We start from the raw sequence: 18,370 nt of genomic DNA, 5'->3' as shown, positions 1-18,370 counted from the left end.
TCCCTGAGCGTCCCAGCGGTCTGACCCACCTGTCCGATCTTGCCAAGGAGCCAAACCATGCTCGTCGATATCCAGCGCATCGAAATGGGTCAACTCGCCTGCTGGCGCCTGCGCCGCGGCAGCAGTGAGCTGCTGGTCGCCGAACAGGGCGCTCAGATACTCCGCTACGGCCAGGACGGCATGGAGCCCGTCATCTGGCTCAGCGAGCAGGCGACCTTCGAGCGTGGCCAGCCGGTACGTGGCGGCATCCCGGTCTGCTGGCCCTGGTTCGGCGATCTGGCACGTAATCCACAAGCGATCCGCAACCAGTATGCGGGGACCCAGAGCGCACCGTTCCACGGTCTGGTGCGGGCCATCGACTGGCAGGTGGTGACCAGCGCCTGCGAAGCGGATGCCGCCACCATCGAACTCACCTGCGCCGCGGCGGCCGCCGGCGAGCTGCCCGGGTGGCCACACCGGGTCGAGGTCACCCTGCGCATCCGCCTCGGCGAAGCGCTGGAAGTGAGCCTCAGCAGTCGAAACCTCGACGATCATCCGGTCAGCATCAGCCAGGCCCTGCACAGCTACCTGGCCACGGCTGACATCCATCAGACGCGCGTGGCCGGCCTCGACGCCTGCCCCTATGTCGATACGCTGGCCGACTGGCAGAACCATGAACAACAGGGCGACCTCAGGTTCCATGGCGAAACGGACCGCATCTATCTGGCGCTGGCCGACACGCTCACGCTCGTCGATACCGCTGGAAGGCGCAGCCTCCAGCTGCTGAGTACAGGGTCTCGCTCGGCAATCCTCTGGACCCCCTGGATCGAGAAGTCCAAGCGCCTGTCGCAATTTGCAACCGATGCCTGGCAGCGCATGCTGTGCATCGAAACCGCCAACGTCCTCGATGATGCCCGCCGACTCGCGCCCGGCGAGTGCCATACCCTTGGCGTTCGCTTTCTGGCTAATTCGCAGGCCTAACAAGCCTGCCACATCTCCGCCGTGAACCAGCGCACCCTTGCCTGTAAGTAATTGCCGACTATTGCGTGACCAACTTCAATGGCCTGCGACTTTTCTTTTTAATTTGAAGAAAATCACAGTTCTTAAAGTTCCACCTCATTTCAGAACAATATTAATCGCTGCTACACGAGTCACGTTTTAACGCTTGAGGAAGGCGCCAGGGCCCGTCTAGGATGCACGCCCCATAAGGCTTGCGCAATTTGTTGCGCAAACAGCTGCGCAACTTTCTGCGCCGCCTGCCTTTTATGGCCCGCTTAATCGGATATTAAGTATTGGCCGCCGAGTTCACGGATGAACTTAGAGTCACGATGACCTTTTCTTCTGCGCTGAGCAAACATTATCTTCAGCTGGTTACTCGCCCGATCGGCGAGGCGAGCTTCGCGGGCGACGACGTACGTTACAGCAGCGAGTTCGAGCTGCTCGAGCATGAGCTGGCCAAGGCGACGGCCGTGCATGCAACCGCGGTGATCGACTGGCAGAAGGTTCGCAGCGGCTGCGAGCTTCTGCTCGAGACCCAGTCGAAGGACCTTCGCATTGCAGCCTGGCTCGCCTGGAGTCTGTACCAGCGCGAGTCCTTCAGCGGGCTGCATGCCGGACTCGAGGCCATCCATCGCCTCTGTGCCGAACATTGGCACACGTTGCATCCCCGCAAGCCGCGCACCCGCGGCGCCGCGATCAGCTGGCTGGTGCCGCGACTCGAGCAGGTCCTGACCGACGAGGTGCCGGTCGGTGAGCAGCTCGCCCTGTTCCGCGCCCTCGCCGATAGCCTGCACGGCCTGGAAGCCTGCCTGTCCAATGCGCTGGGTGAAGACGCTCCGCTGCTGTTGCCGCTCTGCCGCCAGCTCGACGGCATGATCCGCAGGGCCACACAGGACAAACCCCAACCCGGCGCGGTCGGCGCCGCCATCGCTCAGGTCAAGCAGGTCGCCACGCAAGTGCTGAGCGGCAGCACACCAATCGACAGCGACAAGGACGCACAAAAAACCCTGCGCGCCTTGCAGGAACAGGCCCGCCCGCTGGCCGCCTGGTGGCTCAAGCAAAAGGCCACCGACCTCAAGCCGCTGCGCCTCTCGCGCACCCTGCTGTGGCTCGGCATCGAGGCGCTGCCCGAACGCAACGCCGAACAGATCACTGCGCTGCGCGGCCTGCCCACCGACAAGCTGGCCAGCTTCAAGGAGCGCTTTGACCAGGGCGCCTTCGCCGAACTGGCCGTGGATCTGGAAACCAGCATCGCCCGCGCACCCTTCTGGCTCGACGGCCAGCGGCTGGTCTGGGAATGCCTGCAGGCCCTCGATGCACCGCTGGCCATGCGTGAGGTGGAGATTCAGCTGGCGCTGTTCCTCCAGCGGTTGCCCGGCCTCGACGAGCTGCGCTTCCACGACGGCGTGCCTTTTGCCGATGCCGAGACCCGAGCCTGGATCGCCAGCCAGGTATTGCCGCACCTGCAAACGCCGGACACGCACCGCGAGCCGACGCCGGTTGCAGCAGGCCAGCTGCCGGCCTGGGAAAGCGCACTCGAACAGAGCCTGCCCCTGCTACGCAAGGACGGCCTGAAAGCCGCTGTGCAGCAACTCAAGGCCGGCCTGGCCGGCGCCCACGGCGGACGTGAGCGCTTCCACTGGCAGCTCGCCCTGGCGCGCCTGTGCATGCAGGCGAAGAAACACGAACTGGCCAAGACCCAACTCGAATCACTCGACCAGACGCTGAGCGCCACCGGCCTTGGCGACTGGGAACCCGATCTCGCCCTGGAAGTGCTGCGCCTGTTGCACCACTGCTGCGAAGTGCTGCCGCAGAACCACGCGGTACGCGAAAGCAAGGACGAGATCTATCGCAGGCTGTGCCACCTCGATCTCGAGGTGGTGCTCGATTAGGCCCCCGGGCCACCCATTCAAGGAGAACACCCATGGCCAAAGAAGGCTCGGTAGCCCCCAAGGAACGCATCAACGTCACCTTCAAGCCCGCCACCGGCGGCGCTCAGGAAGAGATCGAACTGCCGCTGAAACTCATGGTGCTCGGCGATTTCACCCAGCGCGCCGACGATCGCAAGATCGAAGACCGCAAGCCCATCGCCATCGACAAGAACAGCTTCGATGAAGTCCTGGCCAAGCAGGAGCTGAACCTCACCTTCGGCGTGCCGAACCGCCTACAGGACGAGCAGACCGATGACGAGCTGGCGGTGCAGCTGCGCATCAACTCGATGAAGGACTTCAACCCGGCCAACCTGGTTGAGCAGGTCCCGGAGCTGAAGAAGCTGATGGAGCTGCGCGACGCCCTGGTCGCCCTCAAGGGCCCGCTGGGCAATGCCCCGGCCTTCCGCAAGGCCATCGAAAGCGTGCTGGCCGATGACGATTCGCGCGAGCGCGTGCTCGGCGAGCTGGGCCTGGCCGCGAAAGAACACCTGGACGCCTGATCACCTGGACAAGGAACGCCAACACCATGAGCACTAGCGCAGCAGCCGTCGACAGCGGCAACAACCTCGCCGACCTCGGCATTCTCGACCGGATCATCGCCGAGACCAAACTGACCCCTGACGACGAGGCCTACGACATCGCCAAGCGCGGCGTATCGGCCTTCATCGAAGAACTGCTCAAGCCACAGAACGAGCACGAGCCGGTGAAGAAGGCGCTGGTCGACCGCATGATCGCGGAGATCGACGCCAAGCTCAGCCAGCAGATGGACGAGATCCTCCATCATCCGCAATTCCAGGCGCTCGAATCCTCCTGGCGCGGCCTCAAGTTGCTGGTCGACCGCACCAATTTCCGCGAGAACATCAAGCTGGAAATCCTCAACGCCTCCAAGCAGGACCTGCTGGATGACTTCGAGGACAGCCCGGAAGTCGTCCAGTCGGGCCTGTACAAGCACATCTATACCGCCGAGTACGGCCAGTTCGGTGGCCAGCCGGTCGGCGCGCTGATCGCGAACTACTTCTTCGACCCGAGCGCCCCCGACATCAAGACGATGCAGTACGTGGCATCGGTCGCCAGCATGTCCCACGCGCCCTTCATCGCCGCCGCTGGCCCGAAATTCTTCGGCCTGGAAAGCTTCACCGGCCTGCCGGACCTGAAGGACCTGAAGGATCATTTCGATGGCCCGCAGTTCGCCAAATGGCAAAGCTTCCGCGAGCAGGAAGACGCCCGCTACGTCGGCCTGACCGTACCGCGCTTCCTCCTGCGCAACCCCTACGACCCGGAAGACAACCCGGTCAAATCCTTCGTCTACAAGGAAAACGTCGCCGGCAGCCACGAGCACTACCTGTGGGGCAACACCGCCTACACCTTCGCCAGCCGCCTGACCGACAGTTTCGCCAAGTTCCGCTGGTGCCCGAACATCATCGGCCCGCAGAGCGGCGGCGCGGTGGAAGACCTGCCGCTGCACCACTTCGAGAGCATGGGCGAGATCGAGACCAAGATCCCGACCGAGGTGCTGGTCTCCGACCGCCGCGAATATGAGCTGGCCGAGGAAGGCTTCATCGCCCTGACCATGCGCAAGGGCAGCGACAACGCCGCGTTCTTCTCGGCCAACTCCGCGCAAAAGCCGAAGTTCTTCGGCAACAGCGAGGAAGGCAAGAACGCTGAGCTGAACTACAAGCTCGGCACCCAGCTGCCGTATCTGTTCATCGTCAACCGCCTGGCGCACTACCTGAAGGTGCTGCAGCGCGAGCAGATCGGCGCCTGGAAAGAGCGCACCGACCTCGAACTGGAACTGAACAAGTGGATCCGCCAGTTCGTCGCCGACCAGGAAAACCCCAGCGCCGAAGTCCGCAGCCGCCGGCCGCTGCGCGCCGCCCAGGTCGTCGTCAGCGATGTAGAAGGCGAGCCGGGCTGGTACCGCGTCAGCCTGAACGTGCGCCCGCACTTCAAGTACATGGGCGCCGACTTCACCCTGTCGCTGGTCGGCAAGCTGGACAAGGAATAAGCACTTGAACGGATACGGCAGCCTCTTCGAGCGCCTCGGTGGCGACGCCGATCGGCGCGCCGGCTGGAGCCGCGAGATCGCGGCGATGGCCTCGGTGGCTGCCCATCTGACCAAGATGCTCAGCACCCGGGCGGGCAGCGTGCAGACGCTGCCCGACTACGGGTTGCCCGATTTGAACGACATGCGCCTCTCGCTGCACGACTCGCTGCAGCAGGCGCGTGCCGCCATCGAACGCTTCATCGAAGCGTACGAACCCCGCCTGCGCCAGGTCCGTGTGGTACCGCTGCCGCGCGATCACGATCCGCTCACGCTCGCCTTCGCCATCGAAGGCCTGCTGGAGATCGAAGGCTGCAAGCGACAGGTCAGTTTCTCCGCACGCCTGGACGGCAGCGGCCAAGTCAGCGTGGAGTAAGGAAGCGCCATGTCCGGTAAACCCGCCGCCCGCCTGGGCGACCCCACCGCCTGTCCCGTCCCGGGTCATGGCAACAACCCGATCGAAGCCGGCTCGCCCGACGTGCTGTTCGACGGCCTGCCGGCCGCACGCATGGGCGACGCCTCGGCCTGCGGCGGAGCGATGGCCAGCGCGGTGATACCCACCGTGCTGATCAATGGCAAGCCGGCTGCGGTGGTGGGCAGTGTGGGCAACCACGGCAATGTCGTCACCGCCGGTTCGGGTACGGTGGTCATCGGCAGCAGCCACAACGCGGCGCCCTTCCTCGCGCCTGCCGCCCTTAGAATTGCCAAGGCAGTTACTGCGGCGGCCGCTGTCGCCGAGGCCTTTCGCTCATCTGAACCGATAGCCCGCACCTGGCAGGAAGAGCCGGGTGACCTCGCGCCGTTGGGCGTTGAAGAGGAAGACGAAGAAGAGGAGCTGGCCGAGCAGCCGCAGCAACAGGCGCGCCAGGCCATCACCCTGCGAATCGGCGTGTTCTTCGACGGTACCGGCAACAACCTGGCCAATGCGGCGGTGACCGAAAAGTGTCGCCAGGACGACCTGACCCTGCTGGACGAGCGCACCCTCGGCGAAGTCGTCGAGTATTGCCGGGCTCATGGCTTCAGCGACAGCGAAGGCAAAGGCTTCTTCACCCAGACGCCGGACAATAGCTACGGCAACGCGCCGAGCAACGTGGCGCGGTTGTTCGACCTGTACCAGGACGATGCGACTCGGAGCCTGGCGGGAGGCGAGCGCAGCGCCAGTATCAAGGCTTATCTCGAGGGGATCGGCACCAGCAGCGGCGAAGAAGACTCGGCATACGGGCTGGCTACGGGCATGGGCGATACCGGTGTGGTGGCCCGCGTGATGCAAAGCCCGCAGAAGATCCAAGAGTCGCTGGACCGCCTGCTGGGTAATAACCCCGATCTTGAGATCGAAGGGCTGGAACTCGACATCTTTGGATTCAGTCGCGGGGCTGCTGCGGCTCGTCACTTCGCCAACGAAATACTCAAATCGAAAAGCGGCGTCCTGGCGAGTTTATTCAATGCGCAGGCACCTGGGTTTAGCGCGAAATTCGACTGGGCCACCAACGTTCAGATTAATTTCATCGGTCTGTTCGATACGGTGGCGGCCGTGGCCGACCCGTTCAGCTGGGACTTCAGCCCTGCTGACCACCTTAATCCCGGCGTCAACCTGTACCTTCCTCCGGGTTGCGCACGCAAGGTAGTCCAGCTCACGGCTCGAGATGAGATGCGCTGGAACTTCGCGCTCAATAGCGTGGCTCCGCATCATCAGGAGATAGCCCTTCCCGGCGCGCACTCGGATATCGGTGGTGGCTATCTCCCGATTGCCCAGGAAAAGCTGATCCTGAGTCGTCCTGTCACATCCACGGTGCCCGCGGGGGCTCCAGTTGAACGTACACACGCCTGGAGCAAAACCGAGCGGCAATATGAGAAGTGGAAGGCTCTCGGGTTTCCGGAGAGTCAGCTTAAAAAAGACGTTCGCCCCATCCGCAAAATCCACCCCCGCGGTGTTAACCATCCGCCGGAGGAATTGATGTTAGGCCTGGTAACCATTGAGCGTCCGATACGTGGCGAGCTAGCGCTAGTGTATTTACGCGTGATGCGGGAACTGGCAGTGCGCCAAGGCGTTCCTTTCGACTTCATTGATGAAAAGGAAAGCGCAACCGCGCTGCCCGAGGATCTCCAGGGAATTGCCGAGAAGCTGATGGCTTTTTCCAAAGGAGGCCGTTACGACCTGGACGAAGACGAAGAACGCCTGCTCCGTACGCGCTATATCCATCTGTCTGCACACTGGAAGCCAACCAGCGGCCTGCTTATCAGCAAACCAGCGCCCAATGTTCGCCTGGTCTATAGCAACAAGCCACAGCAGGGCTATCCGGAATGAAAACTCTTGTTCTCGCTTGCACCATCCTTTTGCTCTGCGGCTGCACCAGTAGCCAGGCTCAACCGAAACTCCCCTATAACGCCTGGTATGTCGGTGTATTCGCACCTGAACACATGGAAGTCTGGGTGGAAAGCGTGGATGTAATCGACCGCCGGGGGCTGGCCTACGAGCGGGTCAGTGGCGGGGTCCCGTCCTATACAGGCAAGGTCGACGGCTGGCCCAAGCATCCAGCGGGAGGAGCCGGTAAGGATCTACCCGGCATCGATCTGCCGGAAATCGTGTTTGTGCGCTGGCAGTCGATGGTCGAGCCGCAGACCTACAACGTACGAATCAATATTCCCGAGTGGGTGCGCGAGGAGATGCTCAAGCCTCAGCGAGGCTATTGCCACTTTCAGGGCAAATGGCTGGATGGGCAATTTCGCAAAGACATCACCATTGGCTTGGCTCCCGGAGGCATAGCCAAGGCCTGGGTAGGAGGCCCCTGCCTGCAATCCATCGAAATCGGTCGCTTCGAAGCGGCTATCAGCAAGGTCGGACCATACGGCGGGAAGTCCAACGGAGAACATCGTCCGCTTTCCGACAAAGCCAAGGCCTATATCGAGCAGCATGGAGTGCCCTATGGCTCTTGGTAAATTCTCTTCGTCCTGCGCCCGCACGGCACTCGCCGCCCTCGCGCTGACATTAGCCGCTTGCAGCAGCACGTCCCCGCCACCGCGTGAGCTGGCCGGACATTACGAACTGGTCGGCGTGATGGAAATGGGCTCACAGCTGCTGCTTCGTGAGCAGGGTACGTTCGAGGCGGTGCTTTACTACGGCTCCACCGACATCAATGCGAGGGGCCGCTGGTCCATGGTCGACGGACAGGTTGAACTGGACGTCAGGCCGAAGCCCATCCCGCCCAAAGAGACGCTAGGTATTGCTACCACCGACTTCACCGAACCTTCGGCGGCAGCGGAGAAACACGAGAACTACCGGCTCAGCAGTTTCTCGATGTCCCTCGATGCCATGCAGACCCCTCTCGAAGTCCGATGGTTGTTTGACGACGATAGCGAGCAACAGACGGTCTGGAATGCCAGCGAAATCGAGGACGCAGTTCTGCCGATACGCGCTGGTCGCGCGCTGATGATGCTCGGCATACGCGCCGCCGGTGCCGACGACCACTTCGTATGGGCAGACGTATTGCCCGACGAACGCCACTTCACGGTTATACGAACCCTCCTTCAGGAAGGCGAGCCGAGGGCCTTCTTCCACAAGATGAGGCTGGCGCCACGCGGCAACTGCCTGCTCGTGGCCATGGGATCCAGCACGGGATGCTACCGCCGACGCTAGGAGAGCCCCGCTTAAGCGCGTCGGATACGTAACGACAAGGATGAACCGTTAGCAATGTCCTTCAACCATCACTACCAAAGCGAACTCACCGCCCTGCGCCAGCTGGGCAAGCGCTTTTCCGAGCGCAGCCCGGCGCTGGCGCCGTTCCTCGGGCAGGCTGGACGCGATCCGGATGTCGAGCGCCTGCTCGAAGGCTTCGCCTTCCTCACCGGGCGGTTGCGGCAGAAACTCGACGACGAGCTGCCGGAGCTGACCCACTCGCTGATGCACCTGCTGTGGCCGAATTACATGCGGCCGCTGCCGGCGTTCAGCATGCTGCAGTTCGATCCAGTCAAGCGCAGTGGCAAGGCGCTCAGCGTGCCGCGTCACACGCCAGTCGAGGCCAAGCCGGTACGCGGAGTGACCTGCCGTTTCCGCACGGCCTATGCCACCGAGGTGCTGCCGCTGGAACTGACCGAGCTGAACTACTCGGTCAAGGGCGACGGCGCCTTGCTGAGCCTGCGTCTGGGCATGACCGCCGATGGCCACCTGGGCGAGGTCGACGTGCGCCGGCTGCGGCTGCACCTGGCCGGCGAGCGTTACGTCAGCCAGATGCTCTACCTCAGCCTGCTGCGCCATCTCGATGGTATTCAGCTGATCGCATTGGATGCCCAGGGCAAGCCATTCACCGACGCCCAGGGCCTGCCGTTGCCGCCCCTGACGCTGGAGGCCGGCAAGGTGGAGCCGGTCGGTTTCGCCGAGGACGAGGCGCTGATCCCCTACCCACTCAACACCTTTCGCGGCTACCGGCATCTGCAGGAATACTTCGCCTTCCAGGAGAAATTTCTCTTTGTCGACCTCGGCGGCCTCGACGCGCTGCAACGCCTGCCAAAGGAGCGCCTGGAGCAGGCGCGCGGCTTCGAGCTGCGCTTCGACATCCGCAAGGCCGGCGCGCAGCGCATCCGGCCGACGCGCGACAACGTGCGGCTGTACTGCACGCCGGTGGTCAACCTGTTCGAGCACGATGCCATCCCGGTGCGCCTGGACGGCAAGCAGGACCAGTACCTGGTGCGCCCCGCCGAGCTGGACAGCAGCGGCTGCGGCATCTTCTCGGTCAACCGGGTCACTGGCTGGAAGCCGGGCGGCAAGGGCTACGAGGAGTACGTGCCGTTCGAATCCTTCGAGCACGACCCCAGCTTTGACGTACCCCTGGCGCGCCCGCACTACAGCGTCCGCCAGCAACCGTCGCTGCTCGGCGATGGCCTGGAAACCTACCTGGCGTTCGGCCTGCGTGATCTGGACGGCCACGAAACGCTGTCGATCGAGCTGACCTGCACCAACCAGAACCTGCCGCGCGAGCTGCGCCTGGGCGACATCTGCCTGCCCAGCGAGGACACGCCCGAATTCCTCACCTTTCGCAACATCAGCCCGGTCACGCCGAGCTATGCGCCGCCGCTGCACCGCGACTTCCTGTGGAAGCTGATCAGCAACATGTCGCTCAACTACCTGTCGCTGGCCAACGTCGAGGCGCTCAAGGTGATCCTCGAGACCTACGACCTGCCGCGCTACTACGACCAGCACGCCGAGAAGGTCAGCAAGCGCCTGCTCGGCGGGCTGAAAGCCATCGCCCATCAGCATGTAGACCGCCTGCACCGCGGCCTGCCGGTGCGCGGCGTGCGGACCGAACTGACCATGGACCCGGACGGTTACCTGGGCGAAGGCGACCTGTTCCTGTTCGCCTCGGTGCTCAACGAATTCTTCGCACTCTACGCCAGCCTCAACTCGTACCACGAGCTGCGCGTGAGCAGTACACAGGGAGAGGTGTACCAATGGACGCCGCGCATGGGGCAGCAGCCCCTACTTTGAGTGCAACAACTACTTTGAGCGCAACAGCCCCTGCTCTGAGCAGCGGGCCGCACGGCGCCGGGCTCGGCCGGCTGAGCCAGGGCATTCGCGAGTACAGCCTGTTCCAGGGCGTGTTGCTGGCGCTGGATCGCCTGCGCGCGGTGCATCCGGAGCTCGACGAGCAGGCCCTATATGAGCGCCTGGACTTCCAGGCCAACCCGAGCCTTGGTTTTCCCGGCACCGATATCGACGCCGTCGAGTTCTACGAGGACGACCGCGGCTGGCGCGCCCGGCTGCGGCTGAACCTCGTCAGCCTGTTCGGCGCCGGCTCGCCGCTGCCAGCCTTCTATGCCGACCAGGCGCTGGGCGACAGCATCGACGGCAACCCGACGCGCGAATTTCTCGACCTGTTCAACGACCGCCTGCAGCGCCTGCTGCTGCCGATCTGGCAGAAGTACCGCTACTACGCGCGCTTCACCACGGGCGCGCGCGACCCGCTGTCCGAACAGCTGTTCGCCCTCATCGGGCTCGGCGGCGAGCAGATCCGCGCGGCGAGCGAGCTGAACTGGAAGCGCCTGTTGCCCTACCTCGGCCTGCTCAGCCTGCGCGCGCATTCGGCGGCGCTGATCGAGTCGGTGCTGCGCTACTACTTCAAGCATGCCGACCTGCGCATCGAGCAATGCCTGGAGCGCCAGGTCGACATCCTCGGCGAGCAGCAGAACCGCCTCGGCCGCGCCAACAGTCAGCTCGGCGAAAACCTCGTGCTGGGCGAACGGGTACGCGACCGCGGCGGCAAGTTCCGCATCCACATCCGCCAGCTCAGCTGGGACCGCTTTCACGAATTCCTGCCGGTCGGCACGGGCTACCAGCCGCTCTGCGCGCTGGTGCGCTTCACCCTGCGCGACCCGCTGGACTACGACATCCGCCTGGCCTTGCGCCAGGACGACATCCGCGAGCTGCGCATCGGGGAAGGAAACCCCTGCCGCCTCGGCTGGACCAGCTGGCTCGGCACCGAACGGGCCGACGGCATGGTCACCCTCGGCAGCAAGCTTCATTAAGGAACCGACATGATCAACGTAGACCTGCAACAACTCGTCCAGGCGCTCGACGCGCCGACCAAGCGCGACCTGGAAGGCGCCGCCGAACGCTGCGTGGTACGCGGCGGCAGCAAGATCCTGGTCGAAGACCTGCTGCTCGGTTTGCTCGAGCGCGCCGACGGCCTGCTGTTACGCGCCCTGCAGGACGCCGGGGTGGACGCTGGCGAGCTGGCCCAGGCCCTGCAGGCCCGCGGCGAGCACAGCGAATCGCGCAACCCGGTATTTTCCGCCGAGCTGGTGCAGTGGCTGCAGGACGCCCTGCTGGTCGGCAACCTCGAACTCGGCCAGAGCCAGATCGATCAGGCCGCGCTGTTGCTCGCGCTGCTGCGCAACCCGATGCGCTATGCCGGCAGCCGCTACCAGCCGCTGCTGGCGCGGCTGAATATCGAGCGCGTGCGTGACTTTGCGCTGGCGCAGCAACCCCAGACGGCGCCCGGAAAACCGGCCGCGAGCGGCGAATCGAACCTGGCGCGCTTCACCCACAACTTCACCCAGCAGGCCCGCGACGGCAAGCTCGACCCGGTGCTGTGCCGCGACGGCGCGATCCGCCAGCTGATCGACATCCTGGCCCGCCGCCGCAAGAGCAACCCGATCGTGGTCGGCGAAGCGGGCGTCGGCAAGAGCGCCATTGTCGAGGGCCTGGCCCTGCGCATCGCCGCTGGCGAAGTACCGGAGACGCTGAAGAACGTCGAACTGCTCTGCCTCGACCTCGGCCTGCTGCAGGCCGGCGCCAGCGTCAAAGGTGAGTTCGAGCGTCGGCTGCAGGGCGTGATCGACGAGGTCAAGAGCGCCGCCAAACCGACCATCCTGTTCATCGACGAGGCGCACACGCTGATCGGCGCCGGCGGCCAGGCTGGTAGTGGCGATGCGGCCAACCTGCTCAAACCGGCCCTGGCGCGCGGCGAGCTGCGCACCATCGCGGCGACCACCTGGAGCGAATACAAGAAGTACTTCGAGAAGGACCCGGCGCTGGCGCGGCGCTTCCAGCCGGTGCAGTTGCACGAGCCCACAGTCGACGAGGCGGTCACCATCCTTCGTGGCCTGGCGCCGGTGTACGAGAAGAGCCACGGCATTTACCTGCGCGACGATGCCGTGGTCGCCGCGGCCGAACTGTCGGCACGCTACCTGGCTGGCCGACAGCTACCGGACAAGGCCGTGGACGTGCTCGACACCGCCTGCGCCCGCGTGCGCATCAGCCTGGCTGCTGCCCCCGAGGCGCTGGAACGCCTGCGTGGCGAGATCGCCGAAGGTGAACGGCAGGGCGAAGCCATGCGCCGCGACCTGGACGCCGGCCTGATCGTCGACCACGACGCCCTGGATGCTCTGGAGGACCGCCTGGTCGCCGCTCGCGCCGACCTGGAGCAGGTGGAAACCCGCTGGGCGGTGCAGCGTGATCTCGCCGAACGCCTGCTGGAACAACGCAAGCAATGCGCCGCCGCGCGCCTGGGCAATGACGAGGGCGCCAGCGACGAACCACGCCCGAGCCTCGAGCAGTTGGAAGCCGAGCTACGTACGCTGCAGGCCGAGCTGGCGGCAGCCCAGGCCAGCGAGCGGCTGGTCAGCTTCGAGGTCTGCCCACGCCTGGTGGCCGAAGTGATCAGCCACTGGACCGGCGTGCCGCTGTCGCAGCTGGCGCGCGAACACAACAGCAAGGTGCTGAGCTTCGCCGACGACCTGCGCCAGCGTGTACGCGGCCAGGAACAGGCGGTCGCTGCGCTGGACCGGGCCATGCGCGCCACCGCCGCCGGCCTGAACCGCCCCGACGCGCCCGTCGGCGTGTTCCTGCTGGTCGGCCCCAGCGGCGTCGGCAAGACCGAAACCGCGCTGGCCCTGGCCGACCTGCTGTATGGCGGTGAGCGCTTCCTCACCACCATCAACATGTCCGAGCTCCAGGAAAAGCACACGGTCTCACGGCTGATCGGTGCGCCGCCCGGCTACGTCGGCTACGGCGAAGGCGGCATGCTCACCGAGGCGGTGCGGCAGAAGCCCTATTCCGTCGTGCTGCTCGACGAGGTCGAGAAGGCCGATCCGGACGTGATGAATGTCTTCTATCAGATCTTCGACAAGGGCGTGGCCAACGACGGCGAAGGCCGCGAGATCAACTTCCGCAACACCCTGATCCTGATGACCAGCAACCTCGCCAGCGACGAGATCGCACGCCTGTGCGCCGCCGGCCAGCGCCCCGCGGCCGAAGACCTGGAGACGGCCATCCGCCCCGCCTTGAGCCGTCACTTCAAGCCGGCGCTGCTCGGGCGCATGAAGGTGGTGCCCTACTACCCGGTCGCCGGCAAGGTGCTGGCCGAACTGGTGGGCGTCAAGCTGGCGCGCTTCGGCGAACGGCTGGCCCGCCGCAATCTGCGCTTCAGCCATTGCGAGGCGCTGGTCGATCACCTCGCCGAACGCTGCACGCACAGCGAGAGCGGCGCGCGGCTGATCGACCACCTGATCGACCAGACCTTGCAGCCGCAGGTGGTCGACCGCCTGCTCGCTGCCATGGCCAACGGCGAAGCCCTGCAGCAGGTGCATGCCACACTCGACGGTGATGGAGCGGTTGTCTGTGAGTTCGCTTAAGGTCTCGGCGGTGATCCCCGATGCGGCCATGCCCGGCGCGGCGAGCCGCCTGCTCGCACAACTCGCCGAACTCGCCTGGAGTACCGACACCAGCGCCTGGCTGGGCGGGTTGATGGAAGTCGCTGCGCAACTGGCCGGATGCCCGCTGGCGCAGCTCTACCTGCTCGATGCGACCCATACACGGCTGACGCTGTCGGCCGAATGGTTCGACGGCGAACGGCGCCACGACGCCGCCAGCCTGCCGAGCGACTATGACGGCGAGCAACTGCTGCAGTACTGCCTGAGCCAGAACCGGCTGCTGAGCATCGCCTCGCTCGACGCAAGCCTGCACGCGACGGGTTTTCTGCCCGAAGCGGCACGCCCCTGGCGCAGCCTGCTGTGCCTGCCGTTGCCGGATGCCGAGGGCCACGCGGTCGGGCTGCTGGTGGTCGCAAGCCGAGCCGGGCAGGACCTCGCCGAAGCCGTCGAGCCGCTGGCCAGCCTCGGTCGCTTTGCCCTTGGCCAGGTGCAACTGCTCAACCGCCTGCGCGGCACGGCACACCCGGCGCCGTCCGAGCAAACCCATACTCCGCGCTGCGCCAGCGGCTATGGCCTGATCGGCGACAGCCCGCGCATGCGCGCCGTGTACAGCCTGATCGGCAAGGTGCTGCACAACCCGGTCAGCGTGTTGCTGACCGGAGAGACCGGCACCGGCAAGGAGCTGGTCGCCCGCGCCATCCATGACTGCGGCTCGCGGCGCAGCCAGGCCTTCGTCGTGCAGAACTGCGCGGCGCTGCCAGAACACCTGCTCGAAAGCGAACTATTCGGCTATCGCAAGGGGGCGTTCACCGGTGCCGAGCGCGACCACGAAGGCCTGTTCGATGCGGCCAATGGCGGCACGCTGTTTCTCGACGAGGTCGGCGACATGCCGCTGACCCTGCAGGCCAAGCTGTTGCGTGTGCTACAGGAAGGCGAGGTGCGACCGCTGGGCAGCACCCGCACCCACAAGGTCGACGTGCGTATCGTCGCCGCGACCCATCAGGACCTGCACAAACGTGTCGAGGAAGGGCGCTTTCGCGAGGACCTGTACTACCGCCTCTCATTGTTTCCCATCGAGCTGCCGCCCTTGCGCGAGCGCGATCAGGACATCCTGCGCCTGGCCCGGCATTTCGCCGACAAGGCCTGCGGCTTCCTGCAACGCGACACCGTACGCTGGTCGGACGCGGCGCTGGAGCAGCTGGCCGCCTACGCCTTTCCCGGCAACGTGCGCGAACTCAAGGGCTTGGTCGAGCGCGCCGTCCTGCTCTGCGACGGCGGTGAGCTGTTGCCGGAGCATTTCAGCCTGCGCGCGGTGGACGACGCGCTGGACAGCACGCTGAATCTGCGCGAACGGCTCGAACGCGTCGAGCGCAACCTGCTGGTCGACAGCCTGCGCAAGAACGGCGGCAACCAGAGCCAGGCCGCACGCGAACTCGGCCTGCCGCGCCGCACCCTGCTCTACCGGATGGAGCGGCTGGGAGTCAGTACCAGCAACCTCTGAGCCGATGGCTACACATCAGCCCCGCCGGCCGTGGCGGCCGGCTCAGGCAACGATCACCTGATTCTTGCCCAGGCGCTTGGCCCGGTACATGGCCGCGTCGGCGCGGGCGAACAGCGCCGAGAGCTCGAGATCGCTGGCCTTGAGATAGGTCAGGCCGAAGCTCGCGGTCACCCGGAAGCGCTCGCCGCGCGGCGTGGTGAAGCTCAGCCGCTGGATCTCGCCTTGCAGGCGTTCGGCGATCTGCTCGGCCAGGTCCGGTTGGCAGCCGGGCAGCAGCGAGGCGAATTCTTCGCCGCCGATCCGGCCGAACAGGTCGCCGCGCCGCAGCACACGGCTGCCGCACTCAGCCACCCGCTGCAGCACCTGATCGCCGACCTGGTGGCCGTGGCAATCGTTGATGCGTTTGAAGTCGTCGATGTCGAGCAGCAGGAAGGCCAGCGGCGTGGCGAACTGCCGGGCATGCTCGAACTCGCGTCCGGCGCACTCGAAGAAGTGCCGGCGGTTGCTGCTCTGGGTCAGCACATCGGTAGTAGCCAACCGCTGCAGCTCACCCTCGAGCTGCTTCTTCTCGGTGATGTCTTCGGCGATGCCGACCAGAATCGGCCCCTGGCCGTTCTGCGCCGGCCGCCCGAGAAAGCACTTGTCGCTCAACCAGCGCAGCTGGCCATCGCCACGAATGATGCGGTACTCGCGGGTTTCCACCGCGCCCTCGTCAAGTACGTCGAGCATGCTCTTCTGGGCGTATTCCAGGTCGTCCGGATAGATACTGTTGCGCCACTCGCTGTAGTCGGCGAGCAGCAGCGCGGCGGAGCGCCCGAAGATGCGCTCGTACGCCGGGCTGACGTAGATCATCCGCTGCGCCTGCCAGTCGAAGGCCCAGAGGACGGCATTGACCCCGCCGAGCAGGGTGCTGAACAGATGGTCGCGCTCGCGCAGGCGTGCCACTTCGGCACGCGCATGCATCAGCGCCACGAGCATCTGGGGATCGGCGCCGGGCAACAGGCCGCCCGCGCTGGTGCGATTGCCAAGCAACTGCATAAAGGCATTCCAGAATTACCGCAGGCGCTCTAGTTCGGCGCCTACGGCGGGTTGAGAATGCCTTTCAGAGAGTCGCCGATATGCAAAGTTCCGGAGCGCCCCGGGAATTTGTCAGGCAGCGGACGACTGACCGGAAAAGCGGCTCAGGCGCTTGCCGGGGCCGGACGCAGCGAGTAGGTCTTGAGGTGCTCGGCGAACTCGCGCAGCGACTGGATACCGCTGGCCTCGGCCTCCTGCACCCACTGACGGATCGCGGCCAGCATCTCGTGCCCGTTGCTGCTGGTCCGCGTCCAGATCTGCTGCAGCGCCAGGCGCTTTTCGTAGATCACCTGCAGCGGCTGACTCTGCTCGAGCATGGCGCTGATGTGCGCCTGCTGCTCGTCCTGCAACAGGCTCGGCTCGCGCGCCAGCAGGCGCTTGGCACGACGGAGCTGATGCCGCACCGAGGCATCCACACGGCCGAGTTCCTGCCGCACCAGCGGCACGATCACCAGCCGGCGGTACTGCGCCATGATCTGGAAACGGTTGTTGAGAATCGCCATGGCGCTGTCCATGTCCAGATGCCCCTTGCCCTCGATGCGATGGGCGATCGGCGCGACGCGGGTGACCTTGGCCAGGCCGAGCAGGCTGAACAGGCGAATCCACGCCCAGCCCATGTCGAGCTCCCATTTGCGCACCGAGAGCTTGGCCGAGTTGGGGTAGGTGTGGTGGTTGTTGTGCAGCTCCTCGCCGCCGATGAGGATGCCCCAGGGCACCAGATTGGTCGCAGCATCGCGGCATTCGAAGTTGCGGTAGCCCACCGCATGGCCGAGCCCGTTGACCACGCCGGCGGCCCAGAACGGGATCCAGATCATCTGCACCGCCCAGACGGTCAGGCCGATGATGCCGAACAGCGCGAGATCCAGCGCCAGCATCAGGACGATGCCCAGGTTCGGGAAGCGACTGTAGAGGTTGCGTTCGATCCAGTCGTCCGGGCAGTTCTTGCCATAGATGCGCAGGGTCTCCTCGTTCTTCGCCTCGGCCATGTACAGCTCGGCCCCTTTGCGCAGGACGGTGCCCAGCCCCTTGTGCACCGGGCTGTGCGGGTCGTCCGGGGTTTCGCACTTGGCGTGGTGCTTGCGGTGAATGGCGGTCCACTCGCGGGTGTTCATCGCCGTGGTCAGCCACAGCCAGAAGCGGAAGAAGTGCTTGAGCGCCGGGTGCAGCTCCAGCGAGCGGTGCGCCGAATAACGGTGCAGATAAACGGTCACGCTGACGATGGTGACGTGGGTCAGGGCCAGCGTGGCGACGATGAGCTGCCAGGCCGACAGATCGAGAAAACCGGTGTACCACATATGCAGCAGGTGCCTCGCAACGGAGAAAAACGACGCCCGGCAGCAGGCCGGGCTCAGCGCATTATGTCGTGCATCCGCGGCCAATCCAGCCTGCAGCTCGTCGCCCCGACGTACGCGTTGCGCCTCCCATCCGGCCGATGGAGGCTATGCCGCGGCTAACTCGCCAGCCCCGTTGCAGTTTTTCGCGGCGCGCGAGGCGATGCCGACGGCCGGCTCTGAAAGACCCTGCGACAAAATTCCGGATGCTCTACAATTCGCGCCGGTGTCTGATATCAATAAGCCACCACCTATTTCACCTGCGCCGTCATTCGGCCGCCCGAGGTTGCCCTTGCGCTCCTACCGAAGCCGCCGTCCCGCCATCAGCGCCAGCTCGATGCCCCGCGGCGAATCCCGACGCCGATGA

The 18,370-nt window shown here is 65.1% G+C and carries 14 protein-coding genes; 12 read left to right on the top strand and 2 right to left on the bottom strand.

Going from position 1 to position 18,370, the window contains the following annotated elements; translation table 11 throughout:
- Positions 1 to 57: 57 nt before the first annotated feature.
- From CL52_RS00985 to CL52_RS00930, 12 genes are all read left to right on the top strand, one after another.
- Positions 58 to 960, top strand: a complete 903-nt coding sequence (locus CL52_RS00985; protein ID WP_043217898.1) for a D-hexose-6-phosphate mutarotase — start codon at positions 58 to 60, stop codon at positions 958 to 960.
- Positions 961 to 1,307: 347 nt separating this feature from the next.
- Positions 1,308 to 2,870 carry a type VI secretion system protein TssA gene (tssA, locus tag CL52_RS00980; RefSeq protein WP_043217897.1) on the top strand — a complete coding sequence of 521 codons (1,563 nt, stop codon included), beginning with the start codon at positions 1,308 to 1,310 and terminating at the stop codon, positions 2,868 to 2,870.
- Between the two features lie 32 nt (positions 2,871 to 2,902).
- Complete coding sequence (tssB, locus tag CL52_RS00975; protein ID WP_041108822.1) at positions 2,903 to 3,409, top strand: type VI secretion system contractile sheath small subunit; 507 nt, start codon at positions 2,903 to 2,905, stop codon at positions 3,407 to 3,409.
- Between the two features lie 26 nt (positions 3,410 to 3,435).
- Positions 3,436 to 4,914, top strand: a complete 1,479-nt coding sequence (tssC, locus tag CL52_RS00970; protein WP_043217895.1) for a type VI secretion system contractile sheath large subunit — start codon at positions 3,436 to 3,438, stop codon at positions 4,912 to 4,914.
- Positions 4,915 to 4,918: 4 nt separating this feature from the next.
- Positions 4,919 to 5,326, top strand: coding sequence for a type VI secretion system baseplate subunit TssE (gene tssE / locus CL52_RS00965; RefSeq protein WP_041108826.1), 408 nt, complete (start codon positions 4,919 to 4,921; stop codon positions 5,324 to 5,326).
- A 9-nt stretch (positions 5,327 to 5,335) separates the two neighbouring features.
- Positions 5,336 to 7,255 carry a PAAR domain-containing protein gene (locus CL52_RS00960; RefSeq protein ID WP_043217894.1) on the top strand — a complete coding sequence of 640 codons (1,920 nt, stop codon included), beginning with the start codon at positions 5,336 to 5,338 and terminating at the stop codon, positions 7,253 to 7,255.
- Positions 7,252 to 7,887, top strand: coding sequence for a DUF2931 family protein (locus tag CL52_RS00955; RefSeq protein WP_043217893.1), 636 nt, complete (start codon positions 7,252 to 7,254; stop codon positions 7,885 to 7,887). The genes CL52_RS00960 and CL52_RS00955 overlap by 4 nt, the downstream gene beginning before the upstream one ends.
- Positions 7,874 to 8,584 carry a hypothetical protein gene (locus CL52_RS21390; RefSeq protein WP_235366385.1) on the top strand — a complete coding sequence of 237 codons (711 nt, stop codon included), beginning with the start codon at positions 7,874 to 7,876 and terminating at the stop codon, positions 8,582 to 8,584. Before CL52_RS00955 ends, CL52_RS21390 begins: the two co-directional genes overlap by 14 nt.
- A gap of 54 nt (positions 8,585 to 8,638) precedes the next feature.
- Positions 8,639 to 10,429 (top strand): type VI secretion system baseplate subunit TssF, encoded by a 1,791-nt coding sequence (gene tssF, locus CL52_RS00945; RefSeq protein ID WP_043217892.1) that lies wholly within the window; start codon positions 8,639 to 8,641, stop codon positions 10,427 to 10,429.
- Positions 10,393 to 11,466, top strand: a complete 1,074-nt coding sequence (tssG, locus tag CL52_RS00940) for a type VI secretion system baseplate subunit TssG (protein ID WP_082041960.1) — start codon at positions 10,393 to 10,395, stop codon at positions 11,464 to 11,466. Before tssF ends, tssG begins: the two co-directional genes overlap by 37 nt.
- 9 nt (positions 11,467 to 11,475) lie before the next feature.
- Positions 11,476 to 14,076: a type VI secretion system ATPase TssH gene (tssH, locus tag CL52_RS00935; protein WP_043217891.1), complete on the top strand. Its 2,601-nt coding sequence runs from the start codon at positions 11,476 to 11,478 to the stop codon at positions 14,074 to 14,076.
- A gap of 28 nt (positions 14,077 to 14,104) precedes the next feature.
- Positions 14,105 to 15,595, top strand: a complete 1,491-nt coding sequence (locus CL52_RS00930; protein WP_043222842.1) for a sigma-54 interaction domain-containing protein — start codon at positions 14,105 to 14,107, stop codon at positions 15,593 to 15,595.
- Positions 15,596 to 15,637: 42 nt separating this feature from the next.
- On the opposite strand, the gene CL52_RS00925 is transcribed toward CL52_RS00930, so the two are convergent.
- Together CL52_RS00925 and desA are read right to left on the bottom strand one after the other, a co-directional pair.
- Complete coding sequence (locus CL52_RS00925; protein ID WP_041108836.1) at positions 15,638 to 16,633, bottom strand: GGDEF domain-containing protein; 996 nt, start codon at positions 16,631 to 16,633, stop codon at positions 15,638 to 15,640.
- A gap of 143 nt (positions 16,634 to 16,776) precedes the next feature.
- Positions 16,777 to 17,967, bottom strand: coding sequence for a delta-9 fatty acid desaturase DesA (gene desA, locus CL52_RS00920; RefSeq protein ID WP_043217890.1), 1,191 nt, complete (start codon positions 17,965 to 17,967; stop codon positions 16,777 to 16,779).
- Positions 17,968 to 18,370: the final 403 nt, after the last annotated feature.

The sequence above is a fragment of the Stutzerimonas balearica DSM 6083 genome (genome assembly GCF_000818015.1).
GTDB classification, from domain to species: Bacteria; Pseudomonadota; Gammaproteobacteria; order Pseudomonadales; family Pseudomonadaceae; genus Stutzerimonas; species Stutzerimonas balearica.
Note: the sequence above shows the minus strand (reverse complement) of the source record. Positions and strands in the feature narration are given on the sequence as shown.

Excerpts from the sequence above, each read along its gene's own strand:
- CL52_RS00930 (WP_043222842.1), top strand. The coding sequence starts at position 14,105 with ATGCCCGGCGCGGCGAGCCGCCTGCTCGCACAACTCGCCGAACTCGCC.
- CL52_RS21390 (WP_235366385.1), top strand. The coding sequence starts at position 7,874 with ATGGCTCTTGGTAAATTCTCTTCGTCCTGCGCCCGCACGGCACTCGCC.
- CL52_RS00985 (WP_043217898.1), top strand. The coding sequence starts at position 58 with ATGCTCGTCGATATCCAGCGCATCGAAATGGGTCAACTCGCCTGCTGG.
- tssB (WP_041108822.1), top strand. The coding sequence starts at position 2,903 with ATGGCCAAAGAAGGCTCGGTAGCCCCCAAGGAACGCATCAACGTCACC.
- tssF (WP_043217892.1), top strand. The coding sequence starts at position 8,639 with ATGTCCTTCAACCATCACTACCAAAGCGAACTCACCGCCCTGCGCCAG.
- desA (WP_043217890.1), bottom strand. The coding sequence starts at position 17,967 with ATGTGGTACACCGGTTTTCTCGATCTGTCGGCCTGGCAGCTCATCGTC.
- CL52_RS00925 (WP_041108836.1), bottom strand. The coding sequence starts at position 16,633 with ATGCAGTTGCTTGGCAATCGCACCAGCGCGGGCGGCCTGTTGCCCGGC.
- tssA (WP_043217897.1), top strand. The coding sequence starts at position 1,308 with ATGACCTTTTCTTCTGCGCTGAGCAAACATTATCTTCAGCTGGTTACT.
- tssG (WP_082041960.1), top strand. The coding sequence starts at position 10,393 with ATGGACGCCGCGCATGGGGCAGCAGCCCCTACTTTGAGTGCAACAACT.
- tssH (WP_043217891.1), top strand. The coding sequence starts at position 11,476 with ATGATCAACGTAGACCTGCAACAACTCGTCCAGGCGCTCGACGCGCCG.
- CL52_RS00960 (WP_043217894.1), top strand. The coding sequence starts at position 5,336 with ATGTCCGGTAAACCCGCCGCCCGCCTGGGCGACCCCACCGCCTGTCCC.
- tssC (WP_043217895.1), top strand. The coding sequence starts at position 3,436 with ATGAGCACTAGCGCAGCAGCCGTCGACAGCGGCAACAACCTCGCCGAC.
- CL52_RS00955 (WP_043217893.1), top strand. The coding sequence starts at position 7,252 with ATGAAAACTCTTGTTCTCGCTTGCACCATCCTTTTGCTCTGCGGCTGC.